General features: G+C 63.0%; 2 protein-coding genes. One reads left to right on the top strand and one right to left on the bottom strand.

The window, feature by feature from the left end; translation table 11 throughout:
- A partial coding sequence (locus DMB66_RS59365) for a transposase (protein WP_148112951.1) occupies window positions 1–459 on the top strand: 459 nt, incomplete at its 5' end.
- 317 nt (window positions 460–776) lie between these two features.
- Here DMB66_RS59365 and DMB66_RS59370 read toward each other — a convergent pair.
- On the bottom strand, window positions 777–2,554 hold a 1,778-nt coding region (locus DMB66_RS59370), incomplete at its 5' end, for a hypothetical protein (RefSeq protein WP_233625620.1).

The following is a 2,554-nucleotide window of genomic DNA, read 5'->3' on the forward strand; positions in this document are numbered from 1 at the left end:
GCCACCCAGGGCACCGATGCCGGCAAGAAGATCGTCGGCCGCAAGCGAGGGATCATCACCGACACCCTCGGCCTGCTGCTGTATGTGATCGTCACCGCAGCCAGCGTCAGCGACAACGTGATCGGCATGGACCTACTCGACCAAACCAGTGCTAAATACCCGACCATCACCAAGACATGGGTCGATGCCGGTTTCAAGGTCAAGGCCGTCGAGCACGGTGCAGCCCTCGGCATCGACGTCGAGATCGTCACCAAGGACCCCCTGCTCAAGGGCTTCAGCGTGGTCAAACGACGCTGGGTCGTCGAGCGCACCATCGGCTGGCTCATGCAGCACCGCCGACTCGTACGCGACTACGAAGCCCGCCCAGAGAACTCCGCCAGCATGATCACCCTCGCGATGATCGACAACCTCGCCAAACGCCTCACCGCCGAAACCACCCCAACCTGGCGATACGGCTAAAACCACATAACACACAAACTACGTCAATGAGACGTCCTCTCACTGGACGTTTCATTCACTTTGCGCGCGATAAGAGAATTTCGGAGCGCCATGATCGCTTTCGCCGATGCCTGTCTCATGGCGACATCGAACTGATCGGCCGCATTCACGAATGCCCGACTTGTAGGCTTTTAGTCTTCCAAGCGTGTCTGGTTCGTTTTCATCCACCAATAGCCGGCGGTTGCCGCGTTCAGTGCCGCCGGCCACAGGCGGGGTCAGCGGCCATAAACCCTTAAAAGCCACAAAAGGACAAACGCGAAACAGGATGAGACGTCCTCTCAGAAGTCGAGTTCCTCCGGTGTCCAGGATGCGCCGACCGCGCTCGCGCGCTGTTCGATCTCTTCTACGGCTGCGCTGTCAGCGGTGAGGTTGAGTTGGAGGTCAAGCAACTGGAGGTCGCCGCCGGTGTCGGGGTCGACAGCGTCGAGAACAGACTGGAGCAGGTTGGCGAGAGCCCGGCGGGTATCGGGGTCGACGAGGCTGCGGTTGGGCACTTCAAGTTGGTATCGCCGATATTCCGGTTCCCTCTCCCCTGCAACTGGGCCCTGTTTGGGCTGGTGACTTCCGGTGGACTCGGTGCCGGTGCCGGTGCCGGGCGTTGTGTCGGTGCCTGGGGCGCCAGCGGTTGGGGTGCCGGCCGGCGGAGTGCCGGTCGCTTTGCGCAACGAGAGGTCCATGGAGCCGATAGATAGTTCGTCAACGGATGAGATCGTGAGGGCTTCGCCATTGCCGTCGACAACTTCGTAGGCGTCGGGGCCGCTGAGCGTCTGGAAAACTGCCCGGCGGATATCGTCTGACGACGGGACCATCGGGAATGCGGCGTTCTTGTAGAACTGCTGCCCGATCTCCTTGAGCGTCAGCGCGCGGGGCATCTTGGAGAGCAAGGTCCGAAGGTAGTCGCCGGACAACTTGCCTGGGTAGACGGCGCGGCCGTTCTTGACCAGCGCGTCCCATACGTGGCTGCCCTTGAGTGAACTCTTGGTGTCGTCGTCGAAGCGCTGCCAATCGGCCTCAACCCTGTCGGTCCTGGTCAGGTAGGCGAGGTGCTGGAACGCCTTCAGCAGATCTGCGTCGACACGCTCCGTTGCCGTGCGCAGTTCCCCGAGGGCGTCGCGGCGCTTGTCATCGTCGGGGTCGAGTTGGCCGAGCACGGACCGCCAGGCAAGCAGTTCGGTCGCCCGCTTGCGAACGTTGTCGCGGCGTTGAGTGTTGACGCAGGCGACGACGCAGGACGCGCCGTTGTCGACCGGAAGCGCCTGCTCACCGACACCGAGCAGGGCGGCAACATCGCTTCGCGTAAGAGTGTCACGGCCGTTGTGGAGCGTCCACTGACGCGGGTCTAGGACCACCAGCCGGGTCTTGCCGTTCTGGTCCACGTCGCCGAACGTCTGCGACAGCGATGCCCCAGCGATCTCAGGCATGGCCACAGGGATGACCTGGTCGAACTGACCTTGATTGGCCCGGGCAAGAGCCTTGGCGCGGTCCCAAACGTAGGCGTCCCGATCGGAGGGCTGGACCGCGTTTTTCGCCTGGCGGAAGAACATGCGCAGGTTCTGGGCCACAGCCAAGTGGTAGCGGGCGAGTCCTCGGCCGGCGGCAGTGTCGGTCACGTCGAGGGCACCGAGGCCCTCCTCGTCGCTGATGAGGACGTTGAATACCTCCTCGGCCGCATGGAACGACACGCCTTCCGGTCGGTAGATGGCTGCGAGGAGTTCTGGTTTGGTAGCGCCCCGCTTGGCCTGCGCGCGGGGAACCAGGGAGTAGCAGTAAAGTGCGGTGGCCATGCGAAGCGCTGGGTGTGGCTGACCGGCATCGGCACCACGATCGGTGAGGATCTCGTCGAGTTCCCGAGCCCGTCCTTGAGTTCCGTCCTTGGTTACCACGTCGGTCGCAGCAACCTGGCGGAAGCCTTGGACTGCTCGCTCATTGCCGTGCAGAAGACCCGAGGACAGAATCTGCTCGACCACCACGGGAAGCGGTAGGTCACCGACACCGACTAGCTCAGGGGCCCAATGGCCGGCGGTGTGTTCGCGGATCCAGTGGTAGGCAGTCGCTG

It is taken from the genome of Actinoplanes sp. ATCC 53533 (assembly GCF_003947245.1).